Below are 21,307 nucleotides of genomic sequence, written 5' to 3' on the forward strand. Positions count from 1 at the left end.
GAGATAAATCGTGGAATGGCTTAAGACTTTATTGATCGTATTGCAGGTAATTTCAGCGTTAGCTGTCATTCTATTAGTGCTATTACAGCAAGGTAAAGGCGCTGATATGGGGGCTGCATTTGGATCTGGTGCCTCTGGTAGCCTGTTTGGTGCCAGCGGTTCTGCTAATTTCCTTTCTCATACAACAGCTGTTTTTGCGGGCATTTTCTTTATTTGCACCTTAGGTATTACATGGCTTGGTAATAAGAAAGAAGTAAGCCCTGGAGTTCTTTCGGGAACTGTAGCGCCTGTCGTAGCCCCGACTGCTCCAGCAGCTCCAGTAGCCCCGGTGCAAGATCCCACTAAACCTGCAGTTCCTAAGTAAAACAGTAGGTTTTAACGGATTTATCTGTCCGATATTTGGGGCAGTTCAGTGTTGCAATGCAGTAGAATTGAGGTGTTTTGCAAGATGCCGACGTGGTGAAATTGGTAGACACGCTATCTTGAGGGGGTAGTGGCTTAGGCTGTGCGAGTTCGAGTCTCGCCGTCGGCACCAAAATGAAGTGATTTGTAGCAAGTTTTTGGTATAAACCAAACTAGTAGGTAGTGGAATAACGAATAATTTGCTGTTTTAAGTATTACCAGACGAACGACTCAGGACCATTTTGAATCTCGCTAATTACTTTCCTGTTCTGCTTTTTATCCTTGTAGGTATTGGGGTTGGTTTAGTCCCCATGTTCCTCGGAAAAATGTTGGCTCCTTCTAAGCCAGATGCGGAGAAACTGTCTCCTTACGAATGTGGTTTTGAAGCTTTTGAAGACGCACGTATGAAGTTTGACGTGCGCTATTACCTCATTGCCATCCTCTTCATCCTCTTTGACCTAGAAACCGCATTCCTATTCCCATGGGGTGTTGCACTACGTGATATCGGCTGGTTTGGCTACGCCTCTATGGTGATCTTCCTCTTGGAATTCATTGTGGGATTTGTGTATATCTGGAAAAAGGGCGCTCTCGACTGGGAGTGATAGGTATGGCATTAGAAGGCGTTCTTAAAGAAGGATTTGTTACCACCACTGCAGACCAGTTGATTAACTGGACACGCAACGGCTCTTTATGGCCCATGACCTTTGGTTTGGCTTGCTGCGCAGTTGAAATGATGCACGCAGGCGCTTCACGTTACGACTTGGACCGTTTTGGTGTGGTTTTCCGCCCATCACCACGCCAATCTGACCTGATGATTGTTGCTGGTACTTTGTGTAACAAGATGGCTCCAGCCTTACGTAAGGTATACGACCAAATGCCAGAACCGCGTTGGGTGATCTCCATGGGTTCATGTGCCAATGGTGGTGGCTATTACCATAACTCCTATTCAGTAGTACGCGGTTGCGACCGTATCGTGCCGGTCGATATTTATGTTCCTGGTTGCCCTCCCACTGCAGAGGCTTTGATTTACGGAATTATTCAGCTGCAATCCAAGATCGCTCGCACCAGCACGATCGCACGGAAGGCTTAATTCATGTCAGATCGTTTAATTCAACTAGCTGCCAACCTCGAAAAAGTTTTAGGCAAGCGTGCACAATCGATTGAGATTGCTTTAGGTGAGGTGACTGTCGTCTTGAATGCAGACACCTATTTTGAATCCGCCATGCTCTTGCGTGATGAGCCTACATTGGCTTTTGAGCAACTCATTGATTTATGCGGCGTAGATTATCAAGACTTCCGCGATGGCGCTTGGGCTGGTCAACGTTTTGCTGCCGTATCGCATCTCTTGTCATTGGCGCATAACTGGCGTTTGCGTGTGCGCGTATTTGCTCCAGAGGATTCTTATCCAATGGTGGCTTCGCTTACGCCAGTTTGGGCGGTAGCGAATTGGTTTGAGCGTGAAGCGTTTGACCTCTATGGCATCTTGTTTGATGGGCATGAAGACTTGCGCCGCATCCTGACTGACTATGGTTTCATTGGCCACCCTTTTAGAAAAGATTTCCCTATCTCTGGCAACGTAGAGATGCGTTATGACCCAGAGCTCAAGCGCGTGGTCTATCAGCCGGTGACGATTGAAGCGCGTGAGATTACGCCGCGTATCGTGCGTGAAGCGCAGTATGGAGGCCCGGTTTAAGTCATGGCACAAATTAAGAACTACACCCTCAATTTCGGTCCTCAACATCCTGCGGCGCACGGCGTATTACGTTTAGTGCTAGAGCTCGATGGTGAAGTGATTCAGCGTGCAGATCCGCACATTGGTTTACTCCATCGCGCTACTGAAAAATTAGCTGAGACCCGTACTTGGATTCAGAACGTGCCTTATATGGATCGTTTGGACTATGTATCGATGATGGCCAATGAGCACGCTTACGTAATGGCAATTGAAAAATTGTTACAAGTAGATGTGCCTTTGCGTGCCCAATATATTCGCGTCATGTTTGATGAGTTAACCCGTTTACTCAATCACCTCTTGTGGATTGGCTGTCACGGTTTAGACGTTGGCGCAATGGCAGTATTCTTGTATGCCTTCCGTGATCGTGAAGATATTTTCGATATGTACGAAGCCGTCTCAGGCGCGCGCATGCACGCCGCTTACTATCGTCCAGGTGGCGTTTACCGTGACCTGCCAACACAAATGGCGCAGTTCTCACAGTCCAAGGTTCGTAGCACTTCTGCTATCAAGCGCTTGAATGAAAACCGTAGTGGCACTTTGTTGGATTTCATTGAATCATTCTCCGGTCGTTTTGATGGAAACGTCGATGAGTATTGCAATCTCTTGACCGATAACCGAATTTGGAAACAACGCTTAGTAGGTATTGGCGTGGTGACGCCTGAACGGGCATTGCAGTTGGGCTTTACTGGTCCCATGCTGCGGGGCTCCGGCATCGAGTGGGATTTACGTAGAAAGCAGCCGTACGAGACCTACGACAAGCTCGACTTTGATATTCCCGTGGGCGTGAACGGCGACTCTTACGATCGGTATTTAGTGCGCATGGAAGAAATGCGTCAATCCAATCGCATTATCAAGCAATGCATCGCTTGGCTCAAGGCAAATGATGGCCCTGTGATAAGTAATAATCATAAAGTTTCTCCACCTCACCGGGTTGGTATGAAGACGAATATGGAAGAGTTAATTCACCATTTCAAACTCTTTACTGAGGGCATCCATGTTCCCAATGGTGAAGCCTATTCCGCGGTTGAACATCCCAAAGGGGAGTTCGGTATTTACTTGATCTCTGACGGCGCCAATAAACCCTACCGAATGAAGATTCGTGCACCCGGATTTGCGCACCTGTCTGCCATGGATGAGATGTCGCGCGGTCACATGTTGGCTGACGCTGTCACGATTATCGGCACTCAAGACATTGTGTTCGGAGAGATTGACCGCTGATCCAGCGTGCCAAGGAATAATTTATGATAACGACACTTCAATTTTCTGACAAAACCCTTGCCGAGATTGCGCGTAATGTCGCGAAATATCCTCCAGATCAAAAGCAGTCTGCGGTGATGGCTGCTTTAATTGCGGTCCAAACCGAGCTCGGTTGGATTTCTTCTGAAGTGATTGCTACGGTTGCCCAGATTCTAGAAATGCCAACGATTGCTGTTGATGAAGTGGCTACCTTCTACAACATGTACAACACCAAACCGATTGGTAAATATAAGTTGGTGATTTGTACCAACTTACCTTGCCAGCTAAGCCATGGTGAAACAGCGGCTACTCATCTAAAGGAAACTTTAGGCATTGGGTATAACGAGACTACCCCCTGCGGTACTTTTACCCTGAAAGAGGGTGAGTGTATGGGTGCGTGTGGTGACTCTCCTGTCATGCTAGTCAATGACAAACGTATGTGTAGCTTTATGAGTAATGAAAAAATTGATGTCTTGTTAAAAGAGCTGCGTGCAGAAGGAGCTACAGCATGAGTAGCTTGCACGATAGACACATTAAGCCCCTGATACTTGCTGGTTTGAATGGTGAGAACTGGCGCTTAAAGGATTACGAAAGTCGGGGTGGCTACCAACAACTACGTCGCATCCTCAATGACCAAGTTGCCCCAGATGCCATCATTGCTGAATTAAAGGCGTCCTCATTGCGTGGTCGTGGAGGCGCAGGCTTTCCAACGGGATTGAAGTGGAGCTTCATGCCTCGTCAGTTCCCGGGTCAAAAGTATTTGGTCTGTAATAGTGACGAAGGTGAGCCAGGTACATTTAAAGACCGTGACATCATGCGTTACAACCCGCATGCCTTGATTGAGGGCATGATCATTGGTGGCTACACCATGGGAATTACCACGGGTTACAACTATATCCACGGTGAAATCTGGGATGTCTATGCGCGTTTTGAAGAAGCCCTTGAAGAGGCTCGTGCTGCTGGCTATTTGGGCGACAAGATTCTGGGAAGCGACTTTAGCTTCCAACTACATGCCACTCCAGGTTGGGGAGCGTACATTTGTGGTGAAGAAACCGCGCTCTTAGAATCGCTTGAAGGGAAGAAGGGTCAACCTCGCTTTAAGCCGCCTTTCCCTGCGAGTTTTGGTTTGTATGGTAAGCCTACAACCATTAACAACACTGAGACGTTCGCTGCTGTGCCTTTTATATTGGCAATCGGTGGTCAGGCATATCTGGATCTGGGTAAGCCTAATAACGGTGGAACCAAAATATTCTCGGTATCTGGTGATGTAGTTCACCCTGGTAACTATGAAGTTCCATTAGGCACTCCATTCGCTGAGTTATTAAAGCTTGCTGGCGGTATGCGCGATGGCATTCCATTGAAGGCAGTCATTCCGGGTGGTTCATCGGCTCCGGTGATTCCGGGTGCGCAGATGATGGATCTCACGATGGATTACGACAGTATTGCCAAAGCCGGTTCGATGTTGGGATCCGGCGCCGTCATCGTCATGAATGAAACCCGTTGTATGGTTCGTGCACTTGAGCGCTTATCCTATTTTTATCATGAAGAATCCTGCGGTCAGTGCACCCCATGTCGTGAGGGTACTGGCTGGTTATACCGTATCGTCCATCGCATTGAGCATGGCCAAGGGCGTCCAGAGGATTTAGATTTATTGAACGATGTTGCAGGGAATATTCAGGGGCGCACGATTTGCGCTTTGGGTGATGCTGCTGCGATGCCGGTTCGTGGAATGCTGAAGAATTACATGGATGAATTTGTGTATCACGTAGAACATAAGCGCTGCTTAGATTCTGCTAAACCTTTATAAGACATTGAGCACGGGATATCTTACAGTGAGCATGGTTGAACTCGAATTAGATGGCAAGGTCGTAGAAGTTCCGCAAGGTTCGATGGTGATGCACGCCGCGCACAAACTGGGCACGTATATCCCTCACTTTTGCTATCACAAGAAACTCTCTATCGCTGCTAATTGCCGGATGTGCTTGGTAGAAGTAGAGAAGGCGCCTAAACCATTGCCCGCTTGTGCTACACCGGCAACCCAAGGCATGAAGGTGTTTACCCATTCTGCTAAGGCAGTCGAAGCACAGCGTTCTGTCATGGAATTTCTTCTGATTAACCATCCTTTAGATTGCCCGATTTGCGATCAAGGCGGGGAGTGCCAGTTACAAGATTTAGCGGTGGGTTACGGTAAATCCAATTCACGTTATGAAGAAGAGAAGCGGGTTGTCTTCCATAAAAATGTCGGTCCACTCATCTCCATGCAGGAGATGTCTCGCTGTATTCACTGCACACGTTGCGTGCGCTTCGGCCAAGAAGTGGCCGGTGTAATGGAATTGGGTATGGTCAATCGTGGTGAGCACTCTGAAATCACGACCTTCACAGGTCAAACAGTAGATTCAGAGTTATCTGGCAATATGATTGATATCTGCCCAGTCGGTGCATTAACGAGCAAGCCATTTCGTTATGCTGCCCGTACTTGGGAATTGGGTCGCAAACGTTCAGTGAGTCCGCACGATAGTTTGGGGGCAAATACTACCGTTCAAACGAAGTCCAATAAAGTCATGCGCGTGGTTGCTTTAGAAAATGAAGCCATCAATGAATGCTGGATTAGCGACCGTGATCGTTTTGCCTACGAAGGCCTCAATAGCGCAGATCGTGTGACGACTCCCATGGTGAAGCAGGGCGGTCAGTGGCTGGAGACCGATTGGGAATCTGCGATGAATTACGTCGCTCATTCACTCAAAACGATTGCCTCGGAAAGTGGTCCAGAGGCGATTGGTGCACTGGCCCATCCTATTTCCAGTACTGAAGAGTTGCATTTGCTCCAAAAAATCGTTCGTGACTTGGGCTCTAATCAGGTTGAAACCCGCTTAGGTCAAACGGATGTTAGTGGAGCTGCATCTGCCCCTTGGTTAGGTATGCCAATTACGCAATTAAGCACGCTTGATTGCGTCTTAGTCATTGGTAGTTTCTTACGCAAGGATCAACCTTTAGTTGCCGTTCGCTTGCGCGAGGGTGCTAAAAAAGGTTTGCAGGTTCTACGGATTGATGCGGGTGGTGATGACTGGCTCATTCCTAGCATTGGTATTGCAGTTAGACCGAGCGCCTGGTTGAATGCCTTAAGCGAAGTTGCAATGGCTGTGGCAAAGGCGAAATCGGTTTCTGCACCTGCAGGTTTAGCTACTGTAGCGGTTTCTGCTACCGCTCAACAGATAGCTGATAGCTTGCTTTCTGGTACTACAACTTCAGTACTGTTAGGCTCCGCAGCGATTGCTCATCCTCAAGCGTCTGACTTACATGTATTGGCTCAGTTTATTGCCGAACAAACAGGTGCTACTTTAGGCTTCTTGCCGGTTGGTGGGAATGCAGTCGGTGCTAGCTTGGTAAAAGCCAATGGTGCTGGTGTTGAATCCGTATTATCGGGTGATCGTCGTGCGGTGCTGTTGATGAATATCGAGCCCGATGCCGACTTGCCTAACCCGGTGATGGCGCGTGCGGCATTGGCTAAAGCCAACACAGTGATTGCCTTAAGTGCCTATAAGAGTGCAGATATCTTAGAAGTAGCCGATGTCATCCTGCCAATCACCCCCTTTACCGAAACCGTATCTACTTTTGTGAATGCAGAAGGTCGCGCTCAAACGATTCAGCCTGCTGTGAAGCCTTTAGGCGACTCACGTCCAGCATGGAAAGTATTGCGCACGCTTGGTGTCTTAGTAGGTTTAGACGGCTTCCTATTTAATATGCCTGAAGAGGTCTTGGCTGATGCGCTGGATGACAGCTACTGCGCTCATCTCAGTAATCAATCCACTGCAAATGGATTGATTAATCCGAATTTAGCCCCATTGAATGGTGTAGAGCGTGTATCCGACGTAGGGATTTATGCTGGCGACCAAATTGTGCGTCGTTCATCTGCTTTGCAATTAACGCGCGATGCGAAGCGCGGCAATCAGTTTGGTTTAGGTCAAGCGCTCTTTAATGAGCTGGGCTTAAAAGAGGGTGATGTAGTGCGAGTGACGCAAGGAAGTCAGAGTGTCGATTTGCCAGCAACCCTGGAAGCCAATTTAGCTCCAGGCGTTATGCGAATTTCTGCAGGAACCCCTGCTAGCGCTCAATTGGGTTCGATGTTTGGTCCTGTTACGGTTAGCAAGGTATAGGCGCTGAGATGGATCATTTCTTGAACCTCATTACTACTCAGGGCGAAGCTTTCTTTGGATCGCTCTGGCCACTGGTGTGGGCTTTGATCCGTATCGTGATTATCGTATTGCCCATGTTTGCTGCTGTGGCCTATATGACGCTTTGGGAGCGCAAACTCATTGCGTGGATGCATGTCCGCCTCGGCCCAAATCGAGTTGGCCCATTGGGTTTATGGCAACCCATTGCAGATTCTTTAAAGTTGCTGATGAAGGAGATTATTTCTCCTACACAAGCGAGTAAGACGCTGTATTTCATTGCGCCGGTGATGGTAATCATGCCGGCTTTTGCAGCTTGGGCGGTAATTCCCTTTCAAGCTAAATTGGTATTGGCTGATGTCAATGCGGGCTTGCTGTATGTCATGGCAATCTCTTCGATTGGCGTTTATGGTGTCATCTTGGCGGGTTGGTCATCCAACTCAAAGTACCCATTCCTCGGCGCAATGCGTGCTTCAGCCCAAATGATTTCTTATGAAATCGCGATGGGTTTCGCCTTAGTAACAGTTCTATTGACTTCTGGCTCGCTCAACTTGAGTTCTATTGTCCATTCTCAAGCGCAAGGGTACTTTGCCAGTATGGGTTTGAACTTCCTGTCTTGGAACTGGTTGCCATTGCTCCCGATGTTCATCATCTACTTTATCTCTGGTGTGGCTGAAACCAATCGTCACCCATTTGACGTAGTGGAAGGGGAGTCAGAGATTGTTGCGGGTCATATGGTGGAGTATTCCGGCATGGCCTTTGCAATGTTCTTCTTGGCAGAGTACGCCACCATGATCTTGCTCGCCGCCGTGGCATCTACCATTTTCTTGGGCGGTTGGTTGCCTATTGTTGATCTGCCAATCTTGCGTGATATTCCAGGCTTTTTCTGGTTGTTTGCTAAAACATTCTTCCTCTTATCCTGTGTGGTTTGGTTGCGCGCGACTTTGCCACGCTATCGTTACGATCAAATTATGCGTTTGGGCTGGAAGATTTTTATTCCCATCTCGGTTTTCTGGGTGGTCGTCGTTGGTGCATGGGTTGTGTCCCCATGGAATATCTGGAAATAAGGTGATTAATCATGTTTAAGAAAATTTCCCAATTCCTCGATAGTTTGATGCTGAAAGATATTCTGGTTGGTATGTCGATTACTGGCCGTTATCTCTTCAAGCCAAAAGTGACGATTCAATATCCGGAAGAGAAAACCCCGCAGTCTCCGCGTTTTCGGGGATTGCATGCCTTGCGCCGTTACGAGAATGGTGAAGAGCGCTGCATTGGCTGTAAATTATGTGAAGCTGTTTGTCCAGCTTATGCCATCACCATTGAAACCGCCGAGCGGGACGATGGTACGCGCCGTACTAGCCGTTACGATATTGATTTAACCAAGTGTATTTTCTGTGGCTTCTGTGAAGAGGCTTGCCCTGTAGACGCGATTGTGGAAACCAATATTTTTGAGTATTTTGGCGATAAGCGCGGTGATTTGTACTTCACAAAAGATATGCTATTAGCCGTAGGTGATCATTATGAAAAAGAGATTGCCGCCAGCCGCGTAGCGGATGCACCTTATCGTTGAGCGAGCAGAGCACAAACCTATATGACATTTAATCCAGCCACTCTCTTTGCCGTGTTCTTTTACGCCTTTGCAGGTCTACTAGTGATTTCTGCTTTGCGCGTGGTTACAGCCCGCAATCCTGTGCATGCTGCCTTGTTTTTAGTGCTCGCCTTTTTCTGCGCCTCTGGCTTGTGGATGCTCCTCAAAGCAGAATTCCTCAGTTTGGCTTTGATCCTGGTTTATGTTGGTGCGGTGATGGTGCTCTTCTTATTTGTGGTCATGATGTTAGATCTTGATATTGAGAATTTGCGCCGGGACTATAAAAAATTCTTACCCGTTGCTTTTTTAATGGGCGCTGTCATTGTGCTGGAACTATCCATTGTCCTAATCCGCAGCTTTATTGGAACCAGTACACCAGTCCAGCCAATGCTAGAAGAGGTGGCTACTAACAACACCCATGCCTTGGGTATGTTGATTTTTGTAGATTATGTGTATGCCTTCGAGGTTGCTGGTGTCATTCTATTGGTGGCGATTATTGCTGCTGTGGCCTTGACTCTGCGCAATCGTAAAGACTCTAAGTCCCAAAATATTCATCAGCAAGTCAATGTGAATTCTGCAGATCGGATGCGCATTGTGAAAATGGATTCTGATATGGCTGCAAAGCAGGATAGTCGCGGGGAGAAGCAATGACAATTACTCTTGCTCACTACTTAGTGCTTGGCGCCATCTTATTTGCGACGAGTGTAGTTGGTATTTTCCTGAATCGCAAAAATATCATCGTGCTCTTAATGGCGATTGAATTAATGCTACTTGCGGTGAACATGAACTTTATTGCCTTCTCTCATTATTTGGGGGATATGGCAGGGCAAGTATTTGTATTCTTTATTTTGACTGTGGCAGCTGCTGAAGCGGCTATCGGTTTGGCTATTTTGGTTGTGCTTTTCCGTAAGGTCGACACCATTAATGCTGAAGACCTGGACCACCTAAAAGGCTAGTCATGCAATTCACCTTAAATATTCCGATTCTCTGTGCCATTCCATTGGCGCCGCTATTCGGCTCTTTGATAGCCGGATTTTTTGGGACTAAATTGGGTGGCAATCGTCTTGGCGAGGGTCCTTGTCAATTTGTCACCATCTTGGGTGTGATGATCGCGTTTGTACTGTCTTGTTTTGTGTTGGTCCAAGTGATGGATGGCTTCTATTTCAACGGTACGGTTTACCGATGGATGGAGTTAGGTGAGCTGAACTTAGATATTGGGTTTTTAATTGATCCGCTAACAGCCACCCTGATGTGTGTCGTGACCTTTGTATCCTTGATGGTGCATATCTACACGATTGGTTACATGCAAGGTGAAGAGGGCTACAACCGTTTCTTCTCCTATATTTCGCTCTTTACCTTTGCGATGTTGATGTTAGTCATGAGTAATAACCTCTTGCAACTTTTCTTTGGTTGGGAGGCGGTCGGGGTTGTATCTTATTTATTGATTGGCTTCTACTATGAACGTCAGTCCGCAGTATTTGCAAACATGAAGGCTTTCATAGTTAACCGGGTAGGTGACTTTGGTTTCATTCTCGGCATTGGCCTATTGCTGGCCAGTACTGGTTCCCTTAACTATGACGTGATCTTTTCCCAGAATACGGCTTTAGCTGCACAAACCTTACCGGGTACTGACTGGAATTTGCTGACAGTCGTTTGTATCTGTCTATTCATCGGCGCGATGGGTAAGTCAGCCCAATTTCCATTGCATGTCTGGTTGCCAGATTCGATGGAAGGTCCCACGCCTATTTCTGCCTTGATTCACGCAGCGACCATGGTGACTGCGGGTATCTTCATGGTGTCACGCATGTCTCCTTTGTTTGAACTCTCGGATGTGGCCTTGAGCTTCATCCTGGTCATCGGTTCAATTACGGCTCTGTTCATGGGCTTCTTGGGTATTGTGCAAACCGATATCAAGCGGGTGATTGCGTATTCCACTCTGTCCCAGTTGGGTTATATGACGGTTGCATTGGGGGTTTCTGCTTATCCAGTAGCTATCTTCCATCTGATGACGCATGCATTCTTTAAGGCGCTGTTGTTCCTCGGGGCGGGTAGTGTGATCTTAGGCATGCATCATGAGCAGGATATGCGCAAGATGGGCGGTCTCTGGAAGTACATGCCTATCACTTGCCTTATGATGTTGATAGGCAACTTGGCATTAATCGGCACGCCATTTTTCTCGGGCTTCTATTCCAAAGATTCTATTATTGAAGCGGTAGCCGCCAGCCATATTGCTGGTTCTGGCTTTGCATACTTTGCCGTCATGGCCAGCGTCTTTGTCACTGCCTTGTATTCTTTCCGTTTGTACTTTTATGTATTTCACGGTAAAGCCCGTTGGGGTCATGCAGATGCACATGAGCACGAAGAGCACCATGGTCATCAAAAGCAGGATGACGATCATGCGCATGAGCACCATGGTTTAGCGCCTGGGCAGAAGCCACACGAATCTCCTTTGGTGGTGACCTTGCCACTAATTCTGTTGGCTATTCCATCGGTCATCATAGGTTTCTACACCATTACGCCACTCTTATTTGGCACCTACTTTGGCGACTCTATCTTTATTGATATCGCGCGTCACCCAGTGATGAAAGAGCTTGAAGATGAATTCCATGGCCCCATTGCAATGGCCATTCATGCGTTTACATCGCCAGTATTACTCTTGGTTGTTCTAGGTGTTCTCACTGCGGCAATCGGTTACCTCTGGGCTCCTAAATTGCCTGCAAAGGTCGCAGAAACGTTTGCACCCATTAAGAAGTTGTTTGACCACAAATACTATCTGGATGAACTAAATCAATTGGTATTCGCTAAAGGTTTACTGTGGATCGGTAATATCTTGTGGTATCGAGGCGATCAAAAAATCATCGATGGATTTATTGTGGACGGCACCGCCTACTCCGTTGGGCGCTTTGCTGGCGTCATCCGCCATTTGCAATCCGGTTATCTCTACCACTATGCCTTCGCCATGATTGCGGGCTTGGCGTTATTGTTGGCCTGGGTTTTATATGCTTACCTGCCTTTTGTTCGCTAGGTCTTTGTTACTTAAGTAGCCATTATGATTCTCTCTTTCGCTATCTGGATCCCGATTTTTTTCGGCATCATTATTTTGTTCTTCGGTTCAGAAAAACCTTCTGCTGGAGTGCGTTGGCTAGCACTCGTGGGTGCAGTACTCAGCTTCATTGCTACTTTGCCATTAGTGGTTGATTTTGATATCGCCAATCCAGGCATGCAGTTTGTAGAAAAGATCAGTTGGATTCCTCGCTACGATATTAATTACTACTTAGGCGTGGATGGTATTTCGGTATGGTTCATTGTCTTAACGGCATTTATCAATATCTTTGTCGTGATTGCCTCTTGGGAGTCGATTACCACTAAGGTATCCCAATATTTAGCTTCCTTCATGATCCTATCTGGATTAATGATTGGCGTATTTGCTTCTCTAGATGCCTTACTGTTCTATGTATTTTTTGAAGCGACTCTAATCCCGATGTACATCATCATTGGGGTATGGGGTGGTCCTAACCGGATTTATGCGGCATTCAAGTTTTTCTTATATACCTTGATGGGTTCCTTGCTTACCTTGATCGCGATGCTCTACCTGTACAACGTGACCAATACCTTTGATATCTTGGCTTGGCATAATGCACGCCTAGATATCGTTGAGCAAATCCTCCTGTTCTTTGCCTTCTTCATGGCGTTTGCCGTGAAGGTACCGATGTGGCCCTTACATACTTGGTTGCCAGATGTACACGTTGAAGCTCCAACAGGTGGGTCTGTAGTCTTGGCAGCCATCATGTTGAAACTGGGTGCTTATGGCTTCTTACGTTTCTCATTACCGATTGCGCCAGATGCTAGTCAATATCTAGGACCATTTGTCATCTTCCTCTCTTTAGTGGCGGTGATTTATGTGGGTGCAGTGGCTTTGGTTCAGAAGGATATGAAAAAGCTCGTAGCTTATTCATCCGTCGCACATATGGGTTTTGTAACCCTGGGCTTCTTTCTCTTTAGCCCGCTGGGCATGGAGGGCGGTATTGTGCAGATGATCTCCCATGGCTTCGTATCGGGTGCGATGTTTCTCTCGATTGGCGTGCTCTATGACCGCATGCATACTCGTCAAATTGCAGACTACGGTGGTGTCATCCATCGAATGCCGGTCTTTGCTGCCTTTGCAGTCTTGATGGCAATGGCAAACTGCGGCCTACCGGCTACGTCTGGGTTTGTGGGTGAGTTTATGGTGATTTTGGCTGCCGTAGATTACGATTTCACTATTGGCTTGTTAGCTTCGACCACCTTGATTCTGAGTGCTGCTTTTTCTTTATGGATGGTGAAGCGGGTATTCTTCGGCGTCATTACCAATGAGCATGTAGCAACATTAAAAGATCTCAATGCGCGTGAGTATTTCATGATGGCGGTATTAAGTATTTGCGTTATTGGTATGGGCGTTTATCCAAAACCCTTTACGGACATCATCCATCCAGCCGTGATTAATCTGCTACAGCATGTTGCTGTCAGCAAACTCTGAGTAAAAGCAAATGCAAGCATTCGACCTATACGCCATCCTGCCGGAACTTGTTTTACTCGTAGTGACCTGTCTTTTACTGGTAGCTAGCGTTTATGTTCCCGAAAGAGTCACCTCAACCCCTGGTGTAGAACAGGATATCTTCCACACGCCACGGGGAGTTGGCTTCGTTTATTTCTTCTCGATTATTTTATTAGTCTTCTTGATCATTGCCTTTATTGGTCGTATGGGTGACCCCGCACTCGTTGCAATGAATGGCTTATTCCAGTCAGACCCATTCTCGAATTTACTGAAGGCATGTTCTTGTGGTGCGGTATTGATTAGCTTGATTTACTCAAAGCAATATTTAATGGATCGTGCATTGTTCCGTCCAGACTTTATTGTGCTGGCATTGCTTGCTTTGCTGGGTCAATTTGTGTTGATCTCAGGCGCAAACCTGTTGACCTTGTATCTTGGTCTTGAACTCATGGCCTTGCCAACCTATGCTTTAGTTGCCATGCGTCACAGTAGCGAGAAGAGCGTTGAGGCTGGTATTAAGTATTTCATTCTGGGGGCACTCGCATCTGGCTTTCTCTTGTACGGGATGTCAATGCTCTATGGCGTTACAGGTTCCTTAGATTTAATCGAGATATTTAAGACCGTGGCTGATCCGCGCGTGAATCATTTGGTGATGGCTTTTGGTTTGGTATTCATTGTTTCTGGTTTAGCTTTCAAGCTAGGCGTTGTGCCATTTCATATGTGGGTACCAGATGTGTATCAAGGTGCACCGACTGCAGTGACTTTAATGATTGCGGCTGCGCCTAAGCTGGCTGCCTTTGCTTTGTTATTCCGCTTATTGGTCAATACTTTGCTACCACTCCTCGGGGACTGGCAGCCGATGTTGATCTTGCTGGCAGTGTTATCCCTATTAATAGGTAATATTACGGCGATTGCCCAAACCAATCTGAAACGCATGTTGGCATACTCTGCCATTGCACAAATGGGCTTCGTACTTCTTGGTATGTTGTCGGTGTTTGACGATCATGCATTCAGTGCAGCCTTGTTTTACGTGATTACTTATGTGCTCACTACCTTAGGCAGCTTCGGATTGCTAATGCTTCTTTCTCGCAAAGGCTACGACTGCGAAACCTTATCCGGTCTCAAAGGCCTCAATAAGAAGCACCCTTGGTTTGCCTTTGTTGGCCTCGTCATGATGTTCTCTTTAGCAGGTATTCCGCCTACGGTGGGCTTTGCCGCCAAATTAGGCGTACTAGAAGCATTGGTCGATGCGGAACATACCTTTATCGCGATCATCGCAGTAATGGCCGCGTTGATTGGTGCTTTCTACTACTTGCGCGTGGTCAAAGTCATGTACTTTGATGAGCCAGAGCATGACATCACTATTACTGGTTCAGGTATTGCAAAAGGCCTCTTAGGATTGAACTGCATGCTGGTTTTAGTTCTCGGAATAGTGCCAGCGGGATTGATGACAATTTGCTTAGATGCGATGCGTCGGACCTTGTTGGGTTCTTAAGGCTCGATAAGCTATTGCTATAGGGCTCTCATGGTCCAACCTATCAGATCTAACGCTATCAGATCTAAACTAAGCAGACATCTAATTTTTGTAAGATGTGCATTTGAAAATACTGAGTGATATATGACTGAAAAATCATTTGAAGACCTCGCTGCTGGAGATGCCCATTTACGCGAAGAGCGTATTTCTGGCGAAGACATCTATGGCGGCATCTTCCTAAATATGAAACGGGATAGCGTTTCTTTGCCGGATGGTGGGGAAGCCATACGGGAGTATTTGACTCATCCTGGTGCAGTTGCCATTGTGGCGCTACTAGATGATGGAAGGGTGCTCTTAGAGCGGCAGTACCGTTATCCGATTGCCAAGACTTGTATTGAGATCCCAGCGGGTAAATTAGACCCCAGCGAAGACCATCTCTTATGTGCCAAACGAGAATTAGAAGAAGAAACTGGCTATACGGCTCAAAAGTGGAGCTTTATCCGCCGCATTCATCCAGTGATTTCGTATTCGACGGAATTCATTGACATCTATTTAGCGGAGGATTTGATTCCAGGAAAGAGTCACCTCGATGCAGAGGAGTTCTTAGACGTATTTGCTGCTCCTCTAGAGCAACTCTTAGCCTGGGTGGAAGATGGTGAGATCACCGACGTTAAAACGACTATAGCGGCCTACTGGTTGGACCGTTATCGTCGCGGTCTTGTTAGTCCGCTGCCTGCTATTTAGCCAAGGGCGAAGCCTAATAAATAGGCAATACCTAATCCCGACTAAAATAGGGGCATTGAATTTAGCATTTTTGCCCCTATATATAGTCATGAAAGTTTATAACCTCGCTTGTCCACTAAACCATCGCTTTGAAGGATGGTTCGCCTCAGAAGAGGACTGTCTAGCTCAGCAAGACAAGGGCATACTTGCTTGTCCTGTTTGCGATAGCATTGATATTACCCGTATGCCGTCTGCACCCCATATTGCCAAGTCTTCTTCTACGGAACTGACGGTTTCTAAGGCTGATAATGGTAATTTAAGTGGTGACGTTGTGGCGCTTACCGGCGGTGACCATTCTGATCTGGAGGCTCAAGTTCAGGCAGCCTTTTTAAAGGGGATGCGTGATCTGATGGGTAAATCTGAGGATGTTGGCAGTGGATTTGCCGAGGAAGCTCGAAAGATACATTACAAAGAGTCTCCTGAGCGCAGTATTCGGGGTCAGACCACCTTGGATGAAGCCGAATCTCTCAGGGAAGAGGGTATTGAGGTATTAGCAGTACCTCTAATGCCAGCCTTTAAAAACACCCTGCAGTAAACCTCAAATCTAGTATTTAGATACTATTGGGTGAGATAGCCCAATCGATCCCATTTAATTACCCTTTGAATAGTTTCTGATCCTGCTTAAAAAAAGTGCAGCGGCATTTGTTCTGCATTAAAAAAAATGTATTATGAAAAAAACTGTTTTTTTATCAATCTCTTTTTGGTGTCCTGAATCATGTCCCTCTTCAAAACCTTTGAAAAACTCAAACTCAAAACCAAGCTGATCATTGGTTTTTCATTAGTAGTGCTATTTTCAATCATCATTGCCGGCGCATCATTTTGGGCCTTTGATGAGTTGACCGCTAATACGAAAAAGATTTACGAGAAAGATTTATTGGGAATTTCTTACTTACGGCAGCTCAATCGAGATGTCAACATTATTGGTCGTGCAACCAACCGTTACATCTTAGCGGTGAATGCCGGGGATGGCGAAGGCGCGCAGAAAGCACTTGATACGATTGCGAAGACTAAAAAAACGCAGATGGAGCTGTATGAAAAAGCCAAGGCTACGATTATTCGCCCTGCGTTAAAAGAAAAAATCGATGCAGTAAAGCCTGATTTAGAGGCTTACTACGCTGCCGTAGACAAGGTGGTGCTTGCTACCCAGACTAGCACCCCAGCAATATCAGGCTATAAAGCTATTATCGCGAAAGATTATCAGGATTTAGTTGCTAAACTTTCGGCGGAGATCCGAGAGATCAGCGAGCTCAAAGCGCAGGGTGCAGAACAAAATATGGAAAAGGCCATGGAGATGGCCTCTTTTGTGAAAATTCTGCTTGGGTCGATGTTGGCGATTGCGATTCTCTTTGCTTTAGCTATTATTTACCTGGTCAATAAATCGATTAATGGACCTATTACCAGTTTGGCATCATCCATTAGCGATCTAGCCGAAGCTAAATTACACAACACTATCTCTAATACGGATTACGATAATGAAATTGGCACGATGGCCAAAGCCGTTGGTGTTCTACAGGTAAGTCTGCAAAAAGCAGATGCATTAGCCACTCAGGATCGTGAAAACAATATTAAGGCGCAAGAAACTACTAAGCAAATTGGCGAGATTATTTCTGCTGCAGCTGCTGGAGATTTCACAGCAGAAGTGCCATTGGCTGGCAAAGAAGGTTTCTTCCTCGACATCAGCACACAGGTCAATCGTTTAATCGATACCTCCCGTAAAGCATTCCAAGCGATTTCGAAGAATGCGACTGCATTGGCAAGTTCATCTGAAGAGTTGGCTGCTGTGAGTATGCAAATGAGTTCGAACGCAGAAGAAACTGCTGCCCAAGCTAAAGTAGTTTCAGGTGCTGCGGTTGAGGTGAGCTCAAATACCCAGACAGTGGCTGCAGGTGTAGAAGAGATGAGCGCGAGTATTCGGGAAATCTCCATCAATGCAGTGGAGGCTTCTACGGTTGCTAATCAAGCGGTGCAAATTGCCCAAAGAACCAATACCACGATGGCGAAGTTAAGTGAGAGCAGTACTGAGATCGGTAGTGTCTTGAAAGTGATTTCTAGTATTGCTGAACAAACCAATCTCTTGGCACTCAATGCAACGATCGAGGCAGCCCGTGCGGGTGAGCTTGGTAAAGGTTTTGCGGTGGTAGCGAATGAGGTTAAAGAATTAGCAAGACAAACAGCGAAGGCTACTGAAGAAATCAGCGGCAGCATTACTGCTATTCAGTCTGATACCAATGGTGCGATGGTTTCGATTGAAGAAATTTCAAACATCATTAACAAGATTAACGATATCTCTAGCTTAATTGCGAGTGCAGTAGAGGAGCAGGCAGCAACTACTGGTGAAATGGGTCGTAGTGTTTCTACGGCAGCTTCTAGTAGCGCCAATATTGCTTCGAACATTGGCACGGTATCTGAGGCCGCACAGAGTACTACTGAGGGTGCCGCAAATACGCAAGTGGCAGCTTCTGATTTAGCCAAGATTGCTAGTGAACTTCAAGACTTGGTTTCCAAGTTTAAAGTTTGAGGAATAGATAGGCTTATTGATAGAACATCGGCATAGCAATCTATGAATGATGACGACATTCTAGTTGAGTTCATCGTTGAGGCACGCGAGATTCTGGATCAGCTCGACCTCGATTTTGTCCAACTAGAAATCACCCCTGATGATAAAAAATTAGTTGGCAATATTTTCCGTGCCATGCACACGCTTAAAGGTAGTAGTGGATTTTTTGCCTTTAAGCGCCTGGAAAAGGTATCGCATGCAGGTGAGTCCTTATTGGGAAAAATTCGGGATGGGCAGTTAACGCTTGATACCCAAAAGGCAACTATTCTGCTTTCAGCTTTAGATTGCCTGAGAGTCATTATTGAAGGGATTGAAGCTACTCAAACTGAGCCTGCTGGTGATGACTCGGCATTGGTAGAGAATTTATTGGCGCTAGCGGCTGGTAAGGAAGCGAATGTAGTTGCTCAAGCAACGCAAACAACCCAAGCAACTCAAGCAACTCAAGCAACGCAAGCAACCCCGCCTGCTCAGCCAGCTGCCACTACTGAACCGCCAGCAGTTACTGCGCCTATTCCTGAGCCGACTAGTCAGGCTGTGGCTCCGGAGCCGCAAAGCGCCCCAGTCAAGTCCTCGCTTGCAATGACTTCAGAGGATAGTGAATCTACGGATCAAGTCTGGGCTCCAGACCCTGCAGATATTGTCAAAACCCAAGAATCTGCTGCACCAGTAAAAGTCAGCCTGGAGTTATTAGATCGGTTGATGAATTTAGTCAGCGAAATGGTTCTTGCTAGAAATCGCTTATTGCCATTCACGAATCAATTTAGCGATCATGATTTTTCTAGTGCCGTACGCGTAGTCGATTTGCTAACTCTTGAGCTACAAGAGCGCATGATGAAAACCCGCATGCAACCGATTGCCCAGGTATGGACTAAATTTCCACGCTTGATGCGCGACGTTTCAAATCAATGCGGCAAGCAGGTCAGCTTAATACAAGAGGGTTCTGAAACGGAACTCGATAGAACTTTGCTAGATGCCATTCGTGATCCCTTGGTACATATCATTCGCAATAGTATCGACCATGGTATCGAACTTCCTGAGGATCGTATCAGACTTGGTAAACCTGAATTAGGCAAAGTCTTATTGCGTGCCAGTCATGAAAATGGCATGGTGGTCATTGAGATTGCGGATGATGGGGCCGGCGTTGATTATGATCTGGTGCGTCAAAAGGCAATCGAGAAGAATTTGATTCCTGCGCCACAAGCGCAAGATCTATCTGACCTGCAGTTACTGGAATATATATTCTTACCGGGCTTCTCGACGAAGAGCCAAGTAAGCAATCTCTCTGGAAGAGGGGTTGGAATGGATGTTGTGAAAACCAATATCTCCAATATTGGTGGATCAATTGATATCAACAGTAAACGCGGTGTTGGCACAACCATCCGTTTAAAAATCCCCTTGACTCTAGCGATCATGCCGGCATTATTTGTGCGCTGTGGCTCCGAGCCCTATGCGATCCCACAAAATAGCGTTTTGGAGATGGTACGCTTAGATTTAAGTGCTGACACGACAGGCTTAGAGGATTTTTATGGCACTCCGGTATTCAGATTGCGTAATCAGCTAGTCCCCATTTTATTTTTGAACCACCAGCTTGAAGTCAGCAAAGATTTACCAGCGGAAGATGCTATTTTGAATATTGCGATTTTGCAATCCTCGGGCATTCGTTTTGGTTTGGTGGTTGATGAGGTTCTGAATATGCAAGAAGTGGTTGTCAAACCCCTTGGACCATTGCTCAAAGATGTGACAGATTTTGCTGGTGCAACGATTTTAGGTAATGGTCGAGTAGCACTGATTTTGGATATTGACGGTATTGCGATTCAGTCTGGCATGGTTGCCAAGATTCAGTCTCGCCCATTGAATGCCGACAGTACACAAGAGGAGGCATCTGAAGAAGATGTAGCGATGCTGTCATTTGAGCTTGAAGGCCAATCCCGTTTAGCGATTTATCTGGATCATGTTGAGCGTTTGGAAATGATTTCACCAAAACAAGTTCAACGGAACGGCAATCGCGATGTCATTCAGTATGGTAATGAGATCATGCATTTGCTCTACCTCAACCACTATATTGAGGGTGCCAAAAAGGGTAAAGCGTCATCAACCGAGGATGAAGTGATTCCGGTCATTGTTCATTACACCAATGACATACCAGTTGGACTAGTTGTTAGCCAAGTTCATGACATCATTCATGTTTCCAAGAATTTGCATGAGGCTAATCCACCGCAAAAAGGCTTGCTTGGTTGTGTTTCTTTAAATGATCAGGTGATTAACGTGATTGATTTACAAGAAATTTTGATGATGCGTAATTTGCAGGAGAATTCGAAAGAATACCCAGCGGTCATTGATATGGATATGAACTAATGAGTATTTCTACAGATTTTGTGACTTTCTATTTAGGTGGTCATTACTTTGGCATCAATGCGACTGATGTCCTTGAGCTGAATCGAAATTTGGAAGTGACACCAGTTCCGAAAAGTGCCAAGACTGTACGCGGCATTATGAATTTACGGGGCCAGTTGGTGCCTGCAATTGATATGTATGAGAGATTGCATCTGGAGCGTGAATCAGGATTGACGGAATCGATTAGCATTATTTTGCGTAGCGATGGCTTCCTGGTTGCTCTTTTGGTGGACGATGTAGGCGAAATTCTGACGCTAGACCAAGATACGTTTGAGCCTCCTCCCAGCATTTTTTCTGTGGTCTCTAGGGAGCTAGTGCTGGGCGTCCATAAGTTGAGTGATCGGCTATTATTGATCTTGGATCCGAAGTTAATTAACCAACGCACAGAAAAGGCTAAAAATCAGCTGCTGATAGCCTAATGGATTGCGCAATCCATTCCCT

Annotated in this window: 20 protein-coding genes and 1 tRNA gene; all 21 read left to right on the top strand. The window is 46.4% G+C overall.

Annotated features, from left to right (window positions below):
* The first annotated feature begins 10 nt into the window (after positions 1-10).
* The 21 genes from secG (at position 11) to ICN45_RS00610 (ending at position 21,285) form a co-directional block, all read left to right on the top strand.
* Complete coding sequence (secG, locus tag ICN45_RS00510) at positions 11-364, top strand: preprotein translocase subunit SecG (protein ID WP_216171995.1); 354 nt, start codon at positions 11-13, stop codon at positions 362-364.
* A gap of 86 nt (positions 365-450) precedes the next feature.
* Positions 451-535 (top strand) — tRNA-Leu (locus ICN45_RS00515).
* A gap of 109 nt (positions 536-644) precedes the next feature.
* Positions 645-1,004: an NADH-quinone oxidoreductase subunit A gene (locus ICN45_RS00520; protein ID WP_216171997.1), complete on the top strand. Its 360-nt coding sequence runs from the start codon at positions 645-647 to the stop codon at positions 1,002-1,004.
* Between the two features lie 5 nt (positions 1,005-1,009).
* Positions 1,010-1,492 (top strand): NuoB/complex I 20 kDa subunit family protein, encoded by a 483-nt coding sequence (locus ICN45_RS00525; RefSeq protein WP_011902891.1) that lies wholly within the window; start codon positions 1,010-1,012, stop codon positions 1,490-1,492.
* A gap of 3 nt (positions 1,493-1,495) precedes the next feature.
* Positions 1,496-2,095 (top strand): NADH-quinone oxidoreductase subunit C, encoded by a 600-nt coding sequence (locus tag ICN45_RS00530; RefSeq protein WP_216171999.1) that lies wholly within the window; start codon positions 1,496-1,498, stop codon positions 2,093-2,095.
* 3 nt (positions 2,096-2,098) lie between these two features.
* Complete coding sequence (locus tag ICN45_RS00535) at positions 2,099-3,352, top strand: NADH-quinone oxidoreductase subunit D (RefSeq protein WP_216172001.1); 1,254 nt, start codon at positions 2,099-2,101, stop codon at positions 3,350-3,352.
* A 23-nt stretch (positions 3,353-3,375) separates the two neighbouring features.
* On the top strand, positions 3,376-3,882 hold the full coding sequence (gene nuoE / locus ICN45_RS00540; protein WP_216172003.1) for an NADH-quinone oxidoreductase subunit NuoE: 507 nt from the start codon (positions 3,376-3,378) through the stop codon (positions 3,880-3,882).
* Positions 3,879-5,177 carry an NADH-quinone oxidoreductase subunit NuoF gene (nuoF, locus tag ICN45_RS00545; protein WP_216172004.1) on the top strand — a complete coding sequence of 433 codons (1,299 nt, stop codon included), beginning with the start codon at positions 3,879-3,881 and terminating at the stop codon, positions 5,175-5,177. Before nuoE ends, nuoF begins: the two co-directional genes overlap by 4 nt.
* 31 nt (positions 5,178-5,208) lie before the next feature.
* Complete coding sequence (gene nuoG / locus ICN45_RS00550) at positions 5,209-7,524, top strand: NADH-quinone oxidoreductase subunit NuoG (protein ID WP_216172006.1); 2,316 nt, start codon at positions 5,209-5,211, stop codon at positions 7,522-7,524.
* Positions 7,525-7,532: 8 nt separating this feature from the next.
* Positions 7,533-8,606: an NADH-quinone oxidoreductase subunit NuoH gene (nuoH, locus tag ICN45_RS00555; RefSeq protein WP_216172008.1), complete on the top strand. Its 1,074-nt coding sequence runs from the start codon at positions 7,533-7,535 to the stop codon at positions 8,604-8,606.
* A gap of 11 nt (positions 8,607-8,617) precedes the next feature.
* Positions 8,618-9,109 (top strand): NADH-quinone oxidoreductase subunit NuoI, encoded by a 492-nt coding sequence (gene nuoI, locus ICN45_RS00560; RefSeq protein ID WP_216172010.1) that lies wholly within the window; start codon positions 8,618-8,620, stop codon positions 9,107-9,109.
* A 21-nt stretch (positions 9,110-9,130) separates the two neighbouring features.
* Positions 9,131-9,778, top strand: coding sequence for an NADH-quinone oxidoreductase subunit J (locus tag ICN45_RS00565; protein ID WP_216172012.1), 648 nt, complete (start codon positions 9,131-9,133; stop codon positions 9,776-9,778).
* Positions 9,775-10,083 carry an NADH-quinone oxidoreductase subunit NuoK gene (gene nuoK, locus ICN45_RS00570; RefSeq protein ID WP_216172014.1) on the top strand — a complete coding sequence of 103 codons (309 nt, stop codon included), beginning with the start codon at positions 9,775-9,777 and terminating at the stop codon, positions 10,081-10,083. The genes ICN45_RS00565 and nuoK overlap by 4 nt, the downstream gene beginning before the upstream one ends.
* Positions 10,084-10,085: 2 nt before the next feature.
* A complete protein-coding gene (nuoL, locus tag ICN45_RS00575) occupies positions 10,086-12,152 on the top strand; it encodes an NADH-quinone oxidoreductase subunit L (protein ID WP_216172016.1) in 2,067 nt (688 codons plus the stop codon).
* Between the two features lie 24 nt (positions 12,153-12,176).
* Positions 12,177-13,643: an NADH-quinone oxidoreductase subunit M gene (locus tag ICN45_RS00580; RefSeq protein ID WP_216172018.1), complete on the top strand. Its 1,467-nt coding sequence runs from the start codon at positions 12,177-12,179 to the stop codon at positions 13,641-13,643.
* Positions 13,644-13,653: 10 nt separating this feature from the next.
* On the top strand, positions 13,654-15,153 hold the full coding sequence (nuoN, locus tag ICN45_RS00585) for an NADH-quinone oxidoreductase subunit NuoN (protein WP_216172020.1): 1,500 nt from the start codon (positions 13,654-13,656) through the stop codon (positions 15,151-15,153).
* 123 nt (positions 15,154-15,276) lie between these two features.
* Positions 15,277-15,876, top strand: a complete 600-nt coding sequence (locus ICN45_RS00590; protein WP_216172022.1) for an NUDIX domain-containing protein — start codon at positions 15,277-15,279, stop codon at positions 15,874-15,876.
* Between the two features lie 88 nt (positions 15,877-15,964).
* Entirely contained in the window at positions 15,965-16,450 is a 486-nt protein-coding gene (locus ICN45_RS00595) for a DUF1178 family protein (RefSeq protein ID WP_216172023.1), read from the top strand.
* A 180-nt stretch (positions 16,451-16,630) separates the two neighbouring features.
* Positions 16,631-18,433, top strand: a complete 1,803-nt coding sequence (locus ICN45_RS00600) for a methyl-accepting chemotaxis protein (protein ID WP_216172025.1) — start codon at positions 16,631-16,633, stop codon at positions 18,431-18,433.
* Positions 18,434-18,475: 42 nt separating this feature from the next.
* Positions 18,476-20,827, top strand: a complete 2,352-nt coding sequence (locus ICN45_RS00605; RefSeq protein ID WP_216172028.1) for a chemotaxis protein CheA — start codon at positions 18,476-18,478, stop codon at positions 20,825-20,827.
* Complete coding sequence (locus ICN45_RS00610; RefSeq protein ID WP_216172030.1) at positions 20,827-21,285, top strand: chemotaxis protein CheW; 459 nt, start codon at positions 20,827-20,829, stop codon at positions 21,283-21,285. Before ICN45_RS00605 ends, ICN45_RS00610 begins: the two co-directional genes overlap by 1 nt.
* Positions 21,286-21,307 lie beyond the last annotated feature (22 nt).

It is taken from the genome of Polynucleobacter alcilacus, assembly GCF_018881545.1.
Taxonomy (GTDB): domain Bacteria; phylum Pseudomonadota; class Gammaproteobacteria; order Burkholderiales; family Burkholderiaceae; genus Polynucleobacter; species Polynucleobacter alcilacus.